The 18,008-nt window shown below is 60.3% G+C and carries 11 protein-coding genes; 3 read left to right on the top strand and 8 right to left on the bottom strand.

From position 1 onward, the window contains the following. Positions 1–2: 2 nt before the first annotated feature. Entirely contained in the window at positions 3–2,273 is a 2,271-nt protein-coding gene (locus tag OHL18_RS09860; protein WP_263374691.1) for a GumC family protein, read from the bottom strand. Positions 2,274–2,391: 118 nt separating this feature from the next. Here OHL18_RS09860 and OHL18_RS09855 point away from each other — a divergent pair, with 118 nt between their 5' ends. Both OHL18_RS09855 and OHL18_RS09850 read left to right on the top strand, forming a co-directional pair. Beyond that, positions 2,392–3,807: a UDP-glucose dehydrogenase family protein gene (locus OHL18_RS09855; protein WP_263374690.1), complete on the top strand. Its 1,416-nt coding sequence runs from the start codon at positions 2,392–2,394 to the stop codon at positions 3,805–3,807. A gap of 171 nt (positions 3,808–3,978) precedes the next feature. After that, positions 3,979–4,932, top strand: coding sequence for a UDP-glucuronic acid decarboxylase family protein (locus tag OHL18_RS09850; RefSeq protein WP_263374689.1), 954 nt, complete (start codon positions 3,979–3,981; stop codon positions 4,930–4,932). Positions 4,933–4,948: 16 nt separating this feature from the next. Here the strand turns inward: OHL18_RS09850 and OHL18_RS09845 are convergent, their stop codons facing one another. The 4 genes from OHL18_RS09845 to argJ form a co-directional block, all read right to left on the bottom strand. Continuing rightward, on the bottom strand, positions 4,949–6,856 hold the full coding sequence (locus OHL18_RS09845; protein ID WP_263374688.1) for a capsule assembly Wzi family protein: 1,908 nt from the start codon (positions 6,854–6,856) through the stop codon (positions 4,949–4,951). A 63-nt stretch (positions 6,857–6,919) separates the two neighbouring features. Continuing rightward, on the bottom strand, positions 6,920–7,777 hold the full coding sequence (locus OHL18_RS09840; RefSeq protein WP_263374687.1) for a thiamine pyrophosphate-dependent enzyme: 858 nt from the start codon (positions 7,775–7,777) through the stop codon (positions 6,920–6,922). 164 nt (positions 7,778–7,941) lie between these two features. After that, the gene (aceE, locus tag OHL18_RS09835) at positions 7,942–10,647 is read right to left on the bottom strand and encodes a pyruvate dehydrogenase (acetyl-transferring), homodimeric type (protein WP_263374686.1); all 2,706 of its coding nucleotides are present in this window, start codon (positions 10,645–10,647) and stop codon (positions 7,942–7,944) included. Between the two features lie 553 nt (positions 10,648–11,200). Further along, complete coding sequence (gene argJ, locus OHL18_RS09830; RefSeq protein ID WP_263374685.1) at positions 11,201–12,469, bottom strand: bifunctional glutamate N-acetyltransferase/amino-acid acetyltransferase ArgJ; 1,269 nt, start codon at positions 12,467–12,469, stop codon at positions 11,201–11,203. A 118-nt stretch (positions 12,470–12,587) separates the two neighbouring features. Between argJ and OHL18_RS09825 the strand changes: the two genes are divergently transcribed. Then, positions 12,588–13,277: an L-ribulose-5-phosphate 4-epimerase gene (locus OHL18_RS09825; RefSeq protein WP_317890484.1), complete on the top strand. Its 690-nt coding sequence runs from the start codon at positions 12,588–12,590 to the stop codon at positions 13,275–13,277. Positions 13,278–13,374: 97 nt separating this feature from the next. On the opposite strand, the gene OHL18_RS09820 is transcribed toward OHL18_RS09825, so the two are convergent. The 3 genes from OHL18_RS09820 to lpxB all read right to left on the bottom strand — a co-directional run bounded on the left by OHL18_RS09820 (position 13,375) and on the right by lpxB (position 17,929). Continuing rightward, positions 13,375–14,493 (bottom strand): Gfo/Idh/MocA family oxidoreductase, encoded by a 1,119-nt coding sequence (locus OHL18_RS09820; RefSeq protein WP_263374684.1) that lies wholly within the window; start codon positions 14,491–14,493, stop codon positions 13,375–13,377. Between the two features lie 99 nt (positions 14,494–14,592). Next, a complete protein-coding gene (locus OHL18_RS09815; RefSeq protein ID WP_263374683.1) occupies positions 14,593–16,608 on the bottom strand; it encodes a M1 family aminopeptidase in 2,016 nt (671 codons plus the stop codon). Positions 16,609–16,735: 127 nt separating this feature from the next. Beyond that, a complete protein-coding gene (gene lpxB, locus OHL18_RS09810; protein WP_263375730.1) occupies positions 16,736–17,929 on the bottom strand; it encodes a lipid-A-disaccharide synthase in 1,194 nt (397 codons plus the stop codon). Positions 17,930–18,008: the final 79 nt, after the last annotated feature.

The raw sequence follows: 18,008 nt of genomic DNA, 5'->3' as shown, positions 1-18,008 counted from the left end.
CGTTATGCCTTCCTGTCTGAGTCGTCTGATTTGGACGACTTCGACGAGCTCGACTTTGCGGATTGCGGCTCCCATGTCTCGGAGTCGCTTCCCGAGTAGTGATAGCCGGACTGCCCGTAGTATCCCTGATATTCGGGAGCGTTGAGATCGACCGCATTGAGCACGATGCCGGTAATCGGTGCTCCTGCACGGATGAGGAGATCGCGTGCGCGTCGGACGATGTGTTTGCTGGATTTTCCGTGGCGGACGACAAGAGCCACAGCGTCCGCATCGCGCGCCAGGATGACGCCATCGGTCACGGACAGAATGGGTGGCGAGTCGATGACGACGTAGTCGTAGATTGTTCCCGCGCGAGCCAGAAGATCTCTCATGGCTTGGGAGCCGAGAAGTTCCGCGGGGAAAGGTGGAACCGGACCACTTGCGATGATGTCGAGTGTGGGGGCCTCGGGCACATTCTGGATGGTCTCTTCCAACGTGGTGCCACCGGTCAGCAGCGTGCTGAGACCGATCTTTCCACTAAGCCCGAAGCGCGGATGCACGGCTGGCCGCCGCATATCGGCATCGATGAGAAGAACCCTTGTCCCCCCACCCGCAAGGATGCAGGAGGTATTGGTGGAGACGGTTGTCTTGCCTTCGGACGGAGTTGCGCTGGTGAAGAGAATGAACTTCGGCGGCTTCCCGGTATGCGAGAGCAGCAGCGATGTTCGGAGCGAGCGGAGAGCCTCGGCAAATTGAGACTTCGGTGAGGTGAGCACCGAGAGATTCTTCTGCGCGATCGACATTCTGTCAGTCACTTCGCCCGCACCGCGCTTATACCGGGGAATGATGGCGAGCGAAGGAAGGCCGGTGACGGCTTCGACGTCGGCGATGCTCTTCAGCCCCGTGTCGAGGCTCTCGAGGATGAACGCGATCATGATTCCAGCCAGCGCGCTGATAATGAAGGCCGTGATCAGGATGGTTGACTTCGGCTTAAGTGTCGGGGCGGCAGCAGGGACCGCGGGATCGACGATGTCGATCTCCAACGACTCGAGGCCAGCCTCTACACCGGCAGTACGAAGGCGCTGTAGCAGACCTTCGTACAAGGTGCGATTGCTTTCAAACTCTCGGGCACGAAGGGTGTACTCGACCAGATCGTTGCGCATCTTGTAGGCGTCCTGCTTCTGCGCGTCGAGCGATGCGTCGATACGGTCTTCGCTGGCCTTGGCAATGACGAAGTTCTCCTTCGCCTGTGCGAGCAACCGGGCCTGTTCCTTGTCCTGCTCTTTTTCCAGCGAGAGTATCTGGGCCTTCTGAGCCTTGACCTGTGGGTGATTGGGTCCAAGATTCGCCTCCAGGTCGGCCAGGGTGGCTTTGGCGGTCGCGATGGAGGTGCGAAGCGTCGTGAGGGCCGGCGGTGCCGCCCCCTTACTCGGATCGATCGAGTCTTCGATGGAGTTCGGGTCCATCTGTGTCATCGCCCGGTAGCGTGATTCCGCCAGGATGCGCTGAATCTTGGCCTGAGCGACGGCAACGGAGAGATCTTCAAGGGTCGTCGTGTTCTGGTTCTTGGTCGGATCAAGGCCAAGCATGCCGAGCTTGCGCTGAAGATCGAGCATCTGCTCCTGGGAGCTTTCGACCTGGTGTTTCAAGTCGTCGAGCTGACCCGAAAGCCACTGCGAGACACGCTGCGTGGAAAGATAGCGCGTCTCATAGCTCCTCTGGATGTAGTCCGCGATGACGCGGTTGACTATGTCGGCAGAGAGCTTGCGGTCAAGACTGGAGTAGTTGAGCTTGATGATGTCCGTCTTGGGGACGAGTTGAATCTTCAACTCCGAGTGAAGGCGATGGAGTGTCTTCTCACGGGTGGCCAGGTCATCGAGCGAACTGAAAGGTACAGGTCCCTTTTCGCCAAGGAAGGCAGGGTTATTACAAAGGTTCATCTCACGAGCGACTGTCATCATCAGTGAGTCGCTTTGCAAAATGACGACCTCGGCGGCCATCTTGTTGCTTGTCGAATCGCCCTGAAGCGCCTGCGCAGGATCGATCTTGTACTCCTGCGACGCTCCGTTTCGAACCTCGATCTTAGCCGAGGAATCGAACATGCGGATCTGGGTTACCGCTCGATAGGCCCCATAGATAAGTCCAAGAACGACGGCAGCAATGACGATAAGCTTACGTTTTCTGAGGACGATGATTGATTCAGAGAGTGAGGTCTCTGTCGTAACACCTGTACCCACAGGAGTGAAACTCGCCGGCTCCCTGGGTGAGGCAGGCTGCTCTATCTGTAACGCCATAAGTGGATTGTAGCCGAAAGACTTGCGAGATCGAACCGTGAATCGCCGAGGTTGTGGACTGTCAGGGCACTTCGCTTAGAATGGGCATGTAGCCAAAATGAAAACAGGAGAACACCTCATGTCATCTTCGATCCAGATTGCGGTCGTCGGTTCAGGATATGTTGGACTGGTCGCCGCCGTGTGCTTCGCCGAGATGGGACACCAGGTTATCTGCGTCGATAACGACGAGCGCAAGGTCACCGCACTTCGCGCAGGCGATACCTTGATTCATGAGGAGCATCTTCCGGAGCTTCTGGGACGTTACCGGAACGAGCGGATCCGCTTCATGACGGACCTGGCTGAAGCTACCCGAGAGAGCGACGCGATCTTCATCGCGGTGGGAACACCGCAGAGCGAGACGGGCGACGCAGATCTCTCCTACGTTGAAGCCGTCGCATGCGAGATTGCGCGATCGTTGAACAAGTACACGGTGATCGTCGAGAAGAGCACAGTGCCCGTGTATACCAACGAGTGGATCCGCCGCGCGATGGAACGGAACGGCGTGGCGCGAAACTTGTTCGATGTGGTGTCGAACCCCGAATTTTTACGCGAAGGAACAGCGGTTGCAGACTTCCTGCACCCGGATCGCATCGTGGTCGGTGCCGACAGCGAGCGGGCCGCTGCGATCCTGACGAAGATCTACGCTCCTTTGACTGAAGGCAGCTACTACAAGACCGCCGATGCGATCCCAGGAATGTGCAATGAGACGGCTGTCCCGCCGCTCTTGCTCACCTCGACTAAGAGCGCCGAGATCATCAAGCACGCTTCGAATGCGTTCCTCGCACTGAAGATCTCGTTCATCAACGCAGTTTCAAACCTCTGTGAGGCGACCGACGCAAACGTACAGCAGGTAGCGCATGGGCTGGGACTCGATACGCGCATCGGACCGAAGTTCCTGCGGCCGGGTATCGGATACGGCGGCTCTTGCTTCCCGAAGGACGTGGCGGCGTTCCGTTCCGTAGCCGACCAGCTTGGCGTGGACTTCAGCCTGCTGACTGAGGTGGAGAAGATCAACGCAAACCAGAAGGTACGTTTCGTGCGCAAGGTTCGAGCAGCGCTTTGGACGCTGCGCGGTAAGAAACTCGGCGTTCTGGGACTAGCGTTCAAGGGCGAGACGGACGATATCCGCGACTCCCCGGCGATTGAGCTGGTGAAGATGCTGATGGGCGAGGGCTGCTCCATCGTGGCTTACGATCCGGCGGCGATGGAGCGCACGGCACAGGTGGTTCCGTCTGGGCCGCAGATGAAGTATGCGAACGATGCTTACGAGGCGGCGGCGGATACGGACGCACTGCTGATCCTGACGGACTGGGCTGAGTTCAAGAATCTTGACCTGGCGAAGCTCAACAGCTCGATGCGCTATCCGATCATGATCGACGGAAGAAACATGTTCGATCCGATCGTCATGGCGAACCATAACTTCACCTACGTCAGCATCGGACGGCCTACCTCCTACCCGGTTCGTGAATCCGTCCCAGAGCCGGCGACTGTATAAGCAAGCTGGTTTGTGTCCTCGATCGAAGGGGCCGTTTCCTGATGGAACGGCCTCATTTGTTGAGAGGCATAATCTTCCACCGGTCGGCTCATTCTGGCCAGTAACACTCGATGGAAGACTGCGGACAAGAGACGGTCACGGCTTTCTCCATGCAAGAAGGAACGTAAGACTATGCAACAACGAGTTCTGATTACGGGAGCTGCCGGTTTTCTGGGTTCTCATCTATGCGACGCTCTTCTTGCCGAGGACAAACTTGTCGTCGGTGTCGACAACTTTTCGACCGGAGACGCGGCGAATCTCGCCCACCTGAAGAACGAAGCGCGGTTTGAGTTCATCGAGCAGGACATCTGCACGCCGTTCGACTGCGGGCGCGTGAACTACGTCTTCAACTTCGCATCCCCGGCCAGCCCGGTGGACTACGCGCGACTGGGAATTGAGACGCTGCTGGTGGGGTCAGCGGGAACGCTGAACACGCTGGAAATCGCGAAGCGTTATGACGCGGCATATCTGCACGCGTCGACGTCGGAGTGCTATGGCGACCCTGACGTCCATCCGCAGGTGGAGACGTACTGGGGCAGGGTGAATCCGATCGGGCCGCGTTCGGTGTACGACGAGGCAAAGCGGTTCTCCGAAGCCGCTGTGATGGCCTATAACCGCTATCACGGTCTCGATACGAGGCTGGTACGCATCTTCAACACGTACGGTCCGAGACTCCAGGCAAACGACGGGAGAGTCATCTCCAATCTGTTGATTCAAGCGTTGAGTGGAAAGCCGCTGACAGTCTATGGAAATGGATCGCACACGCGCAGCTTCTGCTATGTGTCGGACCTGATCGACGGGATTGTGCGGCTCTCGAAGTCGAACGAGGTGCTGCCCGTGAATATCGGAAATCCCGTTGAGTGGACGATCCTCGAGTGCGCTCGAGAGGTCCTGGAAGTGACGGGATCGAAGGCGGAGATCGTCTTCAAGGATCTGCCCGTCGACGATCCGGCGCGACGGAAGCCAGACATCACGAAGGCCAAGACCCTGCTGGGTTGGGAGCCGAAGGTGTCGCTGCGCGAGGGGCTGGAGATGTCCGTGGGATACTTTCGCGAGTGCGTCGAACGGGCCGCAGCAAAAGCGTAGTCTTCCAGCGCAAGGACTATTTGAAGAAGCTGGATGTCTTGAGCTTGGGGAACCAGGTGACCTGGAAAGCCGCGGTGGTGTCTGACTGCCTGGTGGTGAGGTAGATAGGTGCCTTCCAGGCTTCGTACTGGACCGACGCATTGAGCTCGATGTCCTGATGAAAGCGCTTGACGACCGACGCCTTGAACTGGTTCTGAGTGGTGCCGCCTACAAAGTCGTTGGGGATCTTTTTGTTTAGGTACTCCAACTGAATCCACTCCTTTGGAGCGATGTGATAAGTCAGCCATGCCTGGCCACCCTTCGCCTCGCGGCCAATCCAGTCGCCGAGCAGGAAACCCTTGTTGGTGTAGCCCTGGCGTTGGATGGTCTCTACGTAGAAGAAGCCGCCTTGCTGGCTCTGGGTGATTTGCGGGTCGGTAGAGACGGCCTCGACGCGGAGTTCGAGCTTCGGGAGGCCGGGGAGCTGCGAGAGGTCGATGCCTGTGCGAAAGGCGGCGCGACGAGGAGCGTCGATGGGCGAGAGATCGTCGTGGACGTTGGAGTCGACGTAGAACGTGGCGTAGTGGCGGATGTAAGGCAGCCGGTAACTAAGATTGAAGCTGCTGAAGCGGGCACCTGGGTCGTCGCGGGAGTACTTCATGGCAGCGCTGGTACCGCTGGTGCTGAAAAAACCCTTGAGGAATGTATGAAGCGTCACCGGAGCATGGTCCTTGCCACCGAAGATGATTGTGCGCTGGAATCCGATCTGCAGGTTCCCCGTGGGCTGGAAGCTTAGCGACTCGGAGTGCACGTAGGGGCTGTTCGGGTAGGTGTGGCCTTTCAGGCTGCCGTAGAAGAAGTCGTAGCGGAAAGGGCCGGTGATTCGTGAGAGCAGAGGAATCCGCAGGGGTTCGATGCGATTGATGCGGAACGAATAAATGTCTTCCGCGTTGTTCGACCACGCCATCGATGCGCCCGCAGCGGGGCCAAGCCAGGCATCGGACTTGCCGAATGAGATCTCGTGGCTGAGGAGATGATAGGAAAGATTCGCTTCGACGATGCGGAAGGGATTCTGCGCGGCGATGGGGCCTGCGGGGATGGTGGCCTGTGGGGCATTAGGGGCGGCGTAGGGCCCGATGTTGTCTCCCAGCGAAAGCTGATTGGCCAGCGCCAGCGAGTAGCCAGTGGCCGAGGGAGCATGTTCGTACTCGGCCCGAACATACAGGGAGAACCGACCAGCCTCCGCGATCGTGGAGAAGCCGGCAAGGGCGTTGAAGCCGTGTTCGTAGGGACGGCCGTAGTCGTTGACGAGGGTCTGGCCAAGATGAAAGCTGTCGCGAAGAGGCGTGCCCGAGATGCCCATCAGCCGCGTATAGACGGACTCCGTGCCATAGACGATGGGGCGTGCAGCGTGGCCGGTCTCGCGCTCGGTGTCGAGCTCATCGACAAGCGCTGCGAAGATGCCTTTTGCCTCTTCGCTGTCGCCGTTGAGTATCGCGGCCTGAGATTTTTCGAGGACGTGGAGGACGGAGCGACGGGTCCAGGGGCGAAGGCCGAGCGAGAGGGTGTCAGCGTATCCGAGTTCATAGAGGCGGACGAGCTCAGGATAGATCCAGTTGTCGACAGGGATGAAGACGGAGCCGGAGCGGTCGGGGAGCGCGAGGAGGACGCCGGGGTCGTATGCGTTGTACTCGGGGAAGGGATGAGACGGCGGCGTGGGCGGTGGGAGTTCGGGCATTGGCTGCGGCGCGGGCAGGTAGGGCGGCAGCGAAGGGATTGGGCCCTGGTTCGGTGTGGGGGCAGGCACGGACTGCACCTGCTGGCCAGAAGCGGGCGTAAGGGCCGCCTCCGTCAGTTCGAAGGGAACGATGGGAGTGAAGGTGATTGACGGGTTTGTCGATTGGGCCGACAGCGAAGAACAGAGAGCCGAAGCGATACTCGCCACGGCAAGTAGAAATCCTGTACGCACCTGCACCTCGATAGCTTGAGTCTAAATCAGGTAACGTGACTAGAGTTTGATGGCCTTCAGGCGGGCGCTGAACCGGGCGTCCACCGAGGCGAACCAGGCGTCGTCGGCGACGTTGCGGTGGAGCAGCGAGGCGCGCATGGCGAGCACAGGGTCCGTGGGTTGTGCGTCTTGTCCGGGGATCTCGAAGGGGATGCACTCCATCAGAACAGGGCCGCCACCGGCGCGAACGCGGACCATCGACTCCTGCACGACGCGATAGAGCGCGACAGCGTCGACAGCGTCGACAGGAATGCCCGGAACGCCGGCGGAGGTCGATAGTTCCGCGAGCTTGCCGTGCTTGGGCGAGACGCCGGAGGCAGGCAAAGCGACGAAAAGTACGGGAGCAGCGTGCGCAGAGGCGAGGCGGAAGATAGGCTTCCACTCAGGAAGCGTGAGTTCGCCGGGATAGATGAAGGCAGCGACGAGCGGGCCTTTCTTCCTAGCGGCCAGCGCAAGGGCAGCGCCGATGGCGAGGAGGAGGCGTCTCTCCGGATCCAGTGCGAAAGGAAGTTCCGTGGAGTCCAGCCGAGGTGTATTGGCCGCAGGAGTTGCGCTATGGAGAATCTCAGAGAGCTTCGTACCGCGAAGAAACCGGGTTGCAAGGCCGGGGGCCGGTTCGCTGGTAACGTCGCCGGGGAGTAGCGAGAGGACGGCGCTGACGCGGCAGGCTTCTTCCCCAGGATTGATCTCGATGCGTGCTGCGGGCTTCGCGCGGCGCTGAAGTAGGGCGATGTGCTCTTCGAGCAGGCGCAGCTCGGCCATGGCCGTGTAGAGCTCGCGCAGGCGCTTGTTGGGGATGAGAGGGTTCTCCCAGGGTATCTCGACGGCGGGTATGTCCGTCTTTTTTGCGGCCTTCAAGAGCTACTCCTTGCGGTTGCGAGTGCGAAAGCGTACCTCAGCGGCTAAAGCCGCGACAGGTGACAAATGGTTTTGGCACGGCTGAAGCCGTGCCCTTAAGCAAGACAGCGCTAGCTGCCACGATAAACAACATCGTTGGAGTGTAGCGCTGTCTTGTGTGCAAGCTAAGCGTGGGCCGGGTCGGCGACTTCGGTGTCGAGGTTAAGTTCTACGAGCGCCTGCTGCGCCTTCTTCGGCTTGATCTTGCCATCGCGAGCGAGCTTCGAGAGCGTGGCTCCGGCGATCGCCTCGGCAGAGACCTCGAAGTGGCGGCGGAGGTGTTCGCGGTTATCGGAACGGCCGAAGCCATCTGTGCCAAGGGTGACGAGGCGCTGGCTGGTGACGTTGAGCCACGGGGCAAGCGCGTCGGGAATGGACTTCATGTAGTCGCTGGCGGCGATGATGGGGCCGACTGCGCCCTCGAGTGCGGTGACGAGGTAGGGCTTTCGCTCGGGAGAGGCCGGATGCAGACGGTTCCAGCGCTCGACGGCAAGGGCCTCGCGGCGAACCTCGGTGTAGCTGGGAACGCTCCAGACGTCGACAGGGATGCCATACTTTTCGGCGAGGATTGTCTGTGCGCGGAGTGCCTCGTTGAGGATGGGGCCGCTGCCGAAGAGTTGCGCCTGCGCTGGGCCTGAAGTGGCGGCGCGGAACTTGTAGAGGCCCTTCAGAACGCCGTCGGCTGCGCCTTCCGGCATCGCCGGCTGCTCGTAGTCCTCGTTGTACATGGTCACGTAGTAGAAGACGTCTTCGCCTTCCTGGTACATGCGGCGGATGCCGTCCTGGAGGACGATCGCGAGTTCAAAGACGTAGGCGGGATCGTACGTCACACAGGTGGGGACGGTGCTCGAGAGGACGAGCGAGTGGCCGTCCTGATGCTGCAAACCTTCACCAAGCATGGTGGTGCGGCCGGCGGTTCCGCCCATCAGGAAGCCCTTGCCGCGCGAGTCCGCGAAGGCCCAGACCATGTCTCCGATGCGCTGGAAGCCGAACATGGAGTAGTACATGTAGAAGGGAATCGAGGGGACGCCGTAGTTTGAGTAGGCAGTTCCGGCGGCGGTGAAGGAGGCCATGGAACCAGCTTCTGTGATGCCCTCCTCAAGGATCTGGCCGTCCTTCGCCTCGCGGTAGTAAAGCAGCATGTCCGCGTCGTGTGGCGTGTACTTCTGGCCTTCGGGGGCGTAGATGCCTACCTGGCGGATAACGGACTCAAGGCCGAAGGTGCGGCCTTCGTCCGGGACGATGGGGACTACGAACTTGCCGAAGGTCTGGTCTTTGAGCAGGTGCTTCAGGATGTTGACGAAGCCCATCGTGGTGGAGACGGCGCGCTTGCCTGAGCCTGCAGTCCACTCCTTGAAGTAGTCAAGATTTGGCGCAACGAAGTTCAGTTTGGGCATCTCGCGCGTGGGCAAGTAACCACCGAGTGCTGTCCGGCGCTTCTGCATGTACACGATCTCAGGGGAATCCTGCGCGGGACGGTAGAATTTTCCATCTTTCGCGGCCTCTTCGGGAACAGGGATGTCAAAGCGCTTTACGAAGGCGGCGAGCGCATCGTCGGCCAGCTTTTTCTCGGAGTGCGTCGCGTTGCGGGCCTGCGCGGAGCCGAGGCCGTAACCCTTCACGGTCTTCGCAAGGATGACGGTGGGACTGCCTTTGTGCTCGAGCGCACGCTTGTAGGCGTTGTAGATCTTGATGGGATCATGACCGCCGCGGTGCAGCTTTGCGAGCTCGTCGTCCGGGATGTCCTTGACCAGTTCGAGCAGCTCGGGATACTTGCCGAAGAAGTGCTGGCGAAGATACGCACCATCCTTGGCTTTGAAGTTCTGGTAGTCGCCATCGACGCACTCTTCCATGCGACGCAGAAGAAGGCCGGTGTGGTCTCGCTCGAAGAGAGCGTCCCAATCGCTGCCCCAGATGACCTTGATGACGTTCCAGCCAGCGCCGTGGAAGACGCCTTCGAGCTCGTCGATGATGCGCTTGTTACCGCGAACCGGGCCGTCGAGGCGCTGCAGGTTGCAGTTCACGACGAAGATGAGGTTGTCGAGCTTCTCACGTGCGCCGAGAGAGATGGCACCGAGGGTGTCGACCTCGTCGGTCTCGCCGTCGCCGACGAAGGCCCAGACCTTGCGCGGCGTGGCTTCGATGAGGCCGCGGTTCTCGAGATACTTCATGAACCGCGCCTGATAAATGGCGTTCAGCGGGCCAATACCCATCGAGACAGTGGGGAAGTTCCAGAAGTCCTTCATCAGCCACGGGTGTGGATAAGACGAGAGGCCGGGCTCGCCGCGAAGTTCGTGGCGGAAGTTGCCGAGGCGGGACTCGTCAAAGCGGCCTTCGAGGAAGGCGCGGGCGTAGACGCCGGGCGAGGCGTGGCCCTGAAAGTACACGAAGTCGCCGGGCTGCTGCGGACCGCCAGTGGGCGAAGGATACTTGGCGTGGAAGAAGTGGTTGAAGCCGACCTCGAGCAGCGTCGCGAGCGACGAATAAGTGGAGATGTGGCCGCCGATGCCGGCGTCCTTCTTGTTCTGGCCGTGGACCATGGCCATGGCGTTCCAGCGGATCAGGCTCTCGACGCGGCGCTCCAGCACGCGGTCGCCGGGGTAGGGGACTTCATCGTGCTTGGGGATGGTGTTGCGATAGGGCGTGGTCAGTTCGGTGGGAGTGGGCACACCGGCCTCGCGTGCACGCTGGCGAAGGGCCTCGAGGAGCTCGGCACCGTGTTGCCAGTCGGCTGCGACAACATCGTCGAAGGCTTCAATCCACTCGGACACTTCTGCGGAGTGGTCAATTTGGACAGCGGTGAGATCGGGTGCTTCGAGCTTGGTCGACATGGGTGTGGGGTTCCTCTAATGGCGCTATTGATAAAGATAATAGGTGTGCGGGGAAACGTCATCTTCCGATCGTTGAATGCTAAGCGTGGCCGTTTCCGTAGACCCCATCTACAAAGATTCGCGCTCTAGCGTATTCGTCACTGGCAGCATACAACTGCCGCAGAATTTCGCTCTAGTGGTTCTCAGCGGTTTGTCGCAACGCTTGCAGGGGGGACCGTAAAGGGAGAGACGGTGGTGCCACACCGCATTGGGATTTGTCTCTCTGTAGCCTGTCATCGCTTCGTAGCGGTCTAGCATTGGAGCGAAACGTTCCGTCAAAGGAACGCTCTTGAGAGGCATGCCCGTCGCAGCACGATGGTCTTTCACAGATTGCAACCCGGCCCGAAAGAGTGGGGTGATCTCGCTAAATTCCTGGTCGTCAAGCATTGGTACCTCAGCTTTACAACGCCAGCACCAGAGTATCCGCATGACTGATCATCGCTCCCTTGAAGGTGAAAGGGTGAGGGTGAATTGATAGTTCCCGCGAAGTCGTTGTTTTCGGCAACTTAGTTTCCTAGCTGGAGTAATCCGCGTTGATTGCGACGTACTCCGCAGTCAGATCGCAGGTGAGAAACTTCGTCTCTGCCGTGCCCACACCAAGATCGAGCCGTATGGTGTATTCGCGCTCCAGCATGGTCTGGTGGGTGGCCGCTTCGTCGAACTCAGGCACGCGAAGACCATTTGCAAGCACAAGGTGTGGCCCAATCCATACGGTCACGTTGTTTGGATCGAAGTCCACGCCAGAGTAACCAGCCGCGGCGAGCAGGCGGCCCCAGTTGGGATCGCCGCTCGACCATGCAGTCTTGTTCAGCGGCGAGTGGGCGATCGCCTTGGCGACCTTGCGAGCGTCGGCTTCGGTCGCGGCTCCGGTGATGTGGAGATTGACGAGGTGAGTCACGCCTTCGCCGTCATCGACGATCTGGTGGGCGAGCGAGTTGCAGACCAGGCCGAGGGCATTCGCGAAGGCCTCGCCTATGCGACCGCTGCCGGTGGCGTCGAGCTTCACGCCGCTGGCACCGCTGGCCATCAGAAGGACGGTGTCATTGGTGGAGGTATCGCCGTCGATCGAGATGCTGTTGAAGCTGCCCTCCGCAGCGAGCGCGAGAAGAGGCTCAAGCTCCGACGGTGTGGCGTCGAGATCGGTGAAGAGGTAGACCAGCATGGTCGCGTGGGGCGGCATGGCAGCCGCGAGCTGGGGATGGATCATGCCCGCGCCCTTGGCGACGCCAAAGATGCGAAACTCCATCCCGGCGTAGTCGGGGTGGGTGGCATCAATGCCCACGATGGCGCGAGCGACCTTCATCCGGGTGTCTGTAGTGAGGATGGCGCTGGCGAAGAGTTCGGCGTGGGCGGCGGAGGGTCCGATCGCACCGGCTGTCGAGGGCAGGGCTGCGACGATCTTTTCGGCGGGAAACGGGACGCCAATGATGCCAGTCGAGGAGGGGAAGACCTCGTCGAAGATGCAGTGGAACTCTTCAGCAGCGGCTACGCAGGTCTGGATGCAGGCTTCGATGCCAGCTTCTCCGGTCATGCAGTTGGCGTTACCGGAGTTGACGAGGATCGCGGAGACGCGACCGCCGGTGGCAGCGAGGTGCTTTCTGCCAACGATGACGGGAGCGGCAACGACGCGGTTTCGGGTGAACATGGCCGCGGCGTTGGCCCCACCGGGGGCAAGGGCGACGGCGAGATCAAGTTTACCGCTGACTTTGATGCCAGCTTTGACTGCTCCCCATTGGAAGCCGAGGGGAAGATCTGCGGAGGGGGGCGTTGCTTCGGAACTCATAGAAATTACTTTATCAAGCGAATCTCGACGGGAGAGAAAGGGACGGGATATTCTGTTTGAGAAAACGATTTCTCGAGCCGCTGGAGTCGAGGGCGAAAGGGAACTGGAGAGTAGATCGATGTTGCTGAGAGAGTTGCGTACCGAGGTGCTGGAAGCAAACCTGGAACTCGTGAAGCGGGGCCTGGTGCTGTATACGTTTGGCAACGCTTCGGGCGTCGACCGGGAGCAAGGGCTCGTGGTCATCAAGCCGTCAGGCGTGGACTATGACGATCTGCGCCCGGAGCACATGGTGGTGACGGACCTGAACGGGAAGATCGTCGATGGTAACCTGAAGCCGTCTTCGGACCTGGATACGCACACGCTGCTCTATCGGGAGTTCTCCGCGATCGGGGCGGTCGTGCACACGCACTCTGAGTTTGCGACGAGCTTCGCGCAGGCAGGCATGCAGATTCCGGCGCTCGGCACGACGCATGCGGACTACTTCTACGGGCCGGTGCCGGTAACGGCGGTGCTATCCGATGATGCGATCGGTGGAGCGTACGTACACGAGACCGGTGTCGCGATCGTGAAGCGATTTGAAGGCATTGATCCGATGGCGGTTCCCGCGGTACTGGTAGCCGGACATGCTCCGTTCGCCTGGGGCAAGGACGCGCATGATGCGGCGCACAATGCGGTGGTGCTCGAAGCAGTTGCGAAGATGGCGTACAAGACGCTGATGCTAAACCCGGACTGTGACGGTGTTTCACAGGCGCTGCTGGACCGGCACTACTTCCGAAAGCATGGCGCGAAGGCTACGTACGGGCAGTAAGGCACATGTGCCAGAGGTAGATAACGCGGTTCGTGCTCTGCACAAATGTCCCACCCATCGCGGTGAAACGGCGATGGATGGGGCTCCCGGATTCGGGTTAGTCGAGAGGCTCGAAGACGACGGGGATCGTGCGGCCGGTCTCGCTGCTCTCGCGGGCCAGTTCAAGCAGACGGATGACCTGGTAGCCGTCGGTGGGCGTGACGGCGAGTTTGCCGGTGCCGCGGATGGCATCACGAACGTTGAGGTAAAAGCCGCGATAGTCGCCGAGTTCGGTCTCGACTTCGTAGGTTGTCAGCTCTGTGGGCTTCTCGGGGTCGGGGGCGATGAAGATCTTGCCCCATCGAGTAGAACTCTCGCCGAGCCAGTCGTCGCCGGGCTCAGGCTTGCCGTTGCTCCCGAGGCGTGGAACCTTGGCCCCTGCGACAAGAGCCGGCTCCTGGGGGTCCAGACCGTACTTGCGGAAGCTGCCCTTGGTGCCGTGCAGGTGAAATCGTGGGCCGGGATCGGCGGCGATCATGGTGGCGCGACAGATCGCCAACATTCGCGGGTAATGCAACGTGATGTCGAAGGCGTCTTCGATCTCGGAGTTGTCGCGATCGGTGCGCACGCTGGCGGTGATCGCCTGTGGCACGCCGAAGAGGCACAGGACCTGGTCGACGAGGTGGGGGCCCAGGTCGAAGAGCATGCCGTTCGAGGGGTGAGCAGCTTCTTTCCAGGTTCCTGTGCGCGGGATGGGACGGAAGCGGTCGAAGTGCGATTCAAAGGTGGTCAGGCGACCGAGTGCTCCCTGCAAGAGAAGGGCGCGGACGGTGAGGAAGTCGCCATCCCAACGGCGGTTGTGGAAGGGCGCGAGGATCAGCTTCTTTTCCGCCGCGAGCTTCGCCATCGTAGCGGCTTCAGCGCTGGTGGCAGCCAGCGGCTTGTCGACGACGACATGCTTGCCTGCTTCGAGGCACCGCATGGCAAGATCGAAGTGGGTCTCGTTGGGAGTGCCGACGACGACGAGTTGGGCGTCTGAAGCGAGGACTTCGTCGACGCTGCGAAGGATTGTGGCATCGGGGTAGGCCTTCGAGGCCTCATCACCCTTGCGTTGCATGATGGACGAGAGCTGAAGACCGGGGACGGCGCTGATGAAGGGAGCGTGGAAGACGCGGCCAGCCAGACCGAATCCGAGTACAGCGGCCTTGATGGAGTCTTTTTCTACTTGCGGCGGCATTCTTTATTCCTTTGAAGAGAAGGTTTACCGGAGTGGTCAGGCTTGCAAACGGCTCAATGGCTGATCGCTGAGGCTCACTATGCGAGACGAGATCGAAACTCAGTTCTCTTCGCGGGGACGTTGATACGGTTTTTGCATGAGGGCGCGAGCTTCGTTGACTGCGCCCTGGGTGTTGTCGTTGGTCTGAACAGCGAGACGGTACTCGTTTACGGCGCGATCGCGCTGGCCGGTTACGTCGAAGATGCGGCCTAGTTGAATGTGGCTCCAGACCTCGACCCACTTCGGATCGCCGTCTCCTCGGAGTGCATCGCGGAAGGAGTTCGCCGAGGACTGATAGTTGCGCTGGGTAAAGAAGATCTCGCCGATGCGGTAGTTGGCAAGTGAACTGGTCTTGTTGATATCGAGCGCTTTCTGATACTCGCCGAGCGCAGCCATCAGGTCTCCCTGGGCGGCCTGGTTTTGACCGCGAAGGACGGCGACGCGGACAGCGAGGTCGGGGGTGCTTTTCAGTAGCCAGTTGTCCGGGTCGATGTTGATGCGACGAGGGCGGCCGAAGGTCTCAATGGTGTACTGCGACTCGCTGCCGGAGACGTCGACGCGGCGAAGTTCGGTTTTACCGTCCGTCTCGATGCGCAGGGCGACCGGCATGCGGAAGAGGTCGAGATCCTGATCGATGGAGCCGACGGTTCGGAAGCCTTTGTTGTTGCCAAGACGATACACGGTGAACTTGTTGTGGAACTGCGGTGCGCCAGTGCCGTCGAGCCATTGAGCGAAGAATGCCTGCAAGTTCGGAGCGCTGCCGTTGGCGGGAGTGACAAGTTGAGCTTCGGCCACCGTCTCGACGTTGGAGCTGCGGATGCCTTTGTCGGTGTACTGGGAGAGAAGGCCGCGAAGGAACTTCTTGAAGACCTCGTCGCCCATCTCCCAGCGGAGCATATGGAAGACCATCGCGCCTTTTTCGATGGTCATGTTCTGGAATTGAGGGGAGAAGTAGTCGAGACGGCCCAGCGTTGTGAGCGGTTCGGTGTCATAGGCCAGCGCGGCGGCGGACTCGTCCGTGATCGCGTTCTGGAAGGACGTCTTGCCGGCAGTCTCTTCGAGATACATCAGCTCGGAGTAGCGCGACATGCCGTTGGTGATCCAGGCATCGTTGAGGGTTGCCGGTGAGACCTCCGACCCCCACCACTGGTGCGCGATGGTGTTGGCCAGAAGGCGACGGCTGTTCTTGTCGCCAATGCGATTGCCCGCGATGGCAGCGATCTGGGGTGCCCATGCCGCGGAAACCGCGTCATCAGGCAGTTCGACGATGTTCAGGCGTCCGGACTCAGGCTGGCCGAAGATGGAGCTGAAGTACTCGAATTGCTCCGCCGCGGTTTCGGCGTATCCGCTTGCGGGCGACTTGTGCTTCTCTGTCACCCAGATGCGGACGTTCGGGATACCAGGAGCCGAAATCGGCGCGAGAAACTTGCCGATGATCAGGGTGCCGGGGAAACCGGGTTTGGTCCAGTTGAAGTTGTACTCGGTGCGATTGCCAGCGATGCTCTTCGGCGTCGACTCTGTCGTCGTGCTGCCGACGACGCGATACTCCGACGGAACGTGGATGTGCATCTCCGCGGTGAAACGGTTAGTGAACAACCCAGGGGTGGCGAGCGGGAACCATCTCCCGGCGTAGAGCAGGATTGAGACAGGATCGGCGACGGCGGCAAGCTTGATGCCTTCAACGGGGCTGGTGTCAGAGCCGGTCAGAGTACCGGAATAATCGAAGGTGAGCGTCGTGCTTGAGCCCTTGGCGAGCTGCGACGCAAGCGGAATGCGAACAGTTGAGTTCGTCGTCAGGCGTTCCGGCGTGAGCGCGTGCTGCGCAGCGTCTACAAGCTTCGAGATCTGGAGGCCATTGTTCAGCTCAAGCGTGATCTGGGAGACATCTTCGAGCGCGGTCAACGTGACGGCAACCGTCGCTGTCAGCTTGTTCGTGGCTGGATCGACATCGGCGTTAATGACATATCCAGTCGCCTGCACCTGTGCACGCACGGAGGCGGCCAGCAGTCTGCTGGAGTACAGCACGAGCATGCAGAGGGAGATGTGCGCCAGGGGGGAGCGGAGAATGCGGTTCATGCGCGTGAAGTTCCTCACAACCAACGATAACAACGATATCTTCAATAGGTTAGACGCTGCGAGTGGGCGATTGAGATTGCACAAAACTTTGCGGGGCGAGGTCTGGATTCGGGAGAGCGCGAAAAGATCAGAGCCCGAGCAGGCCACTGATGATCTCCGACACCCGAGCGATCGGGTGAGCTTCCGGATCGGGAAGCAGCTGCATCCGAAGGCCGGCGAGGTCTTCGATCATCTGATTGCGCTCTGAGGTATCAGCCAGCAGCGGAGTGAGTGCGGCGGCGAGATCTTCCGGTGTTAACTGCTGCTGGAGGAGCTCCGGCACGATCCTCCTACCCGCGATGAGGTTCACCATCGCGATGGGCAGGTTGCCATGCCTGTCGACTTCGGCGGCGATCTCCGTCGGGTACCTGACCAGATGTTTCGCGAGCGCGAAGGTGAGCGGTGAGACACGGTATACGACGACAAAGGGATTGCCGATGACCGCAGCCTGGACGGTTGCGGTCCCGCTGGCGACGACTGACGCGCGAGCATGGAAGAGCGCTTCGCGGGCATCCGGAACCAGATGGATGTAGGGCAGAGGCGCTGAGCTGGCAGTTGGGCGAAAGGTGATCCATCCCTTGACGAACTCCTGAAGCCGGGCGCGATCGATGGTGGAAGCAACCGGAAGGATGTATTCGCAGGGAAATGGAATGAGACTGGCCATCTGCACCATGGTGGGCAGGTTGGCGCTGATCTCTTTCCATCGGCTGCCGGGCAATAGCGCGATCCAGGGCTTGGCGGGATCGAGCTTGTAGTGCGCGGCGTAGGCCTCGCGCGTGACCGAGGGCATGGGAAGTGTTGCAAGAGGGTGGCCGATGAACTCCGCGTCGACGCCGCGGTTCAAGTAGAAAGGCTCTTCGAAGGGAAAGATGACGAGCATCTTGGTGACACGTTCCTGCACCCATTGCAGGCGGCTGCGCTTCCAGGCCCAGAGCTGCGGACTTACGAGGTAGACGACGGGAATGCCGAGCCGGTGAAGATGTTTCGCGAGCCGAAGGTTGACATCAGGGAAGTCAATGAGGATGGCGACTGAGGGCCGTTCGCGGCGGATAGCGCTGACCAGCTTTCGATACTGCGCATAGATAAACGGAGCGTGGCGGATCACCTCGGTGATGCCCATGTGAGCCACGTCTTCGGCTCGGACGATGCGACGCTGACCAGCTTCTTCCATCTCCCTGCCGCCAAGCCCGAAGAACGTCACGAACGGATGCTTCGACCTAAGATCGGCGATGAGCTGCGCACCGTAGTGATCGCCGCTCGCTTCCCCGGCGGAGAGAAAGATGCTCGGATTGGGTAGGTTAGCGATTTGTCCAGTTTAGACGGTCGATGAGAAGGTGTGACGGGCGACAGACGAACAGTGG

Origin of the sequence: Granulicella aggregans, assembly GCF_025685565.1 — a bacterium.
Lineage (GTDB): Bacteria > Acidobacteriota > Terriglobia > Terriglobales > Acidobacteriaceae > Edaphobacter > Edaphobacter aggregans_B.
The sequence above is the reverse complement of the archived record's forward strand: the minus strand, read 5'-3'. Positions and strand labels throughout refer to the sequence as shown.